This is a genomic window from Corynebacterium sp. HMSC28B08 (assembly GCF_001806865.1).
Lineage (GTDB): Bacteria > Actinomycetota > Actinomycetes > Mycobacteriales > Mycobacteriaceae > Corynebacterium > Corynebacterium auriscanis.
Genome location: NZ_KV786139.1, coordinates 1 through 980 on the forward strand (window position 1 = coordinate 1; position 980 = coordinate 980).

A 980-nucleotide genomic window follows, 5' to 3' on the forward strand; every position below is an offset into this window, starting at 1 on the left:
TACCTGGGCATTAGTACTTCGGAACCGGTGGGCCACTGTGCCTGTATGGTTCTGCGAGCCAACCGAACTGCAACTCCCAGATATAGTAGCGTCTTGGTTTTAAGCTCCCCTGGTTCTGTCGTAAAACATCAACCGCCACCTCAGCGCCTGCACGGGAAGCGAACGCTCCTAGAATCTCAGGATCGAAATCCTCTTTTTTACGCTTCTGACCTTGTCCAACCCCATCTTCAAACAGGAGGTAGACAGGCTGAGGGAAGTTGCACTCATTCAATTCCCCTTCCCAGCCCTGCAGCGTAACCCGCTCCGTCCAGCACGTGACGGTATCGGAATCAACATGCTTTCCCATGGCCTTTTCCTGTTCACGGGTGAGGGCCACACCCACGAAGTCTTCCTCAAATGTCTCATTATGTCGAGCGAAAAGAACAAGAACCTGAGCATTGTTCGACAAGATGTCTCACTCCCTCTTAGACTCTGCACCGGTTCCGGAACACATCGGTATTCACCGCTGCGTGAAAGGTTTCCCCATTAGCAACAATTGTCCCTACAGTGTGCCCGATGAAGGTTGTATCCACGAGCCCATTGCAGTGGAATTCCACATTTCTCTGCTCTAGGCGCGCAACACCCCTGTTACCGCTTCGGGTAGGAACACCGAACTTCAGTGGCGTAGGGTTGGAATCCATTGCTGCGCTGGTCGAGAATCCGCTTGACTTGGGGTAGGCACTTCGTCACGGGATAGCTATCTGAAGGGGTCGTGTAGGCCGAGGTCAGAACGCTTACTGAAACCCCCATTTCAGCGCGGGGGTATTTGCATTCACTGATCCATACGGCGCTTCAGTGGGTGCACAAGGTACTGGCGAAAACTATCTAACCACCGGATGGACGGTGAAAGAGTCCCACGAAGGAACCTCTTGCCCCGCACCGGCCTGGCCAAGTGTTGCCATGTCCCTACCTGGGCATTAGTACTTCGGAACCGGTGGGCC

1 protein-coding gene is annotated in these 980 nt (G+C 54.0%); it reads right to left on the minus strand.

Annotated features, from left to right (window positions below; translation table 11 throughout):
• Positions 1-10: 10 nt before the first annotated feature.
• Positions 11-448: a hypothetical protein gene (locus HMPREF3098_RS00640; RefSeq protein WP_070433613.1), complete on the minus strand. Its 438-nt coding sequence runs from the start codon at positions 446-448 to the stop codon at positions 11-13.
• Between the last annotated feature and the right edge of the window lie 532 nt (positions 449-980).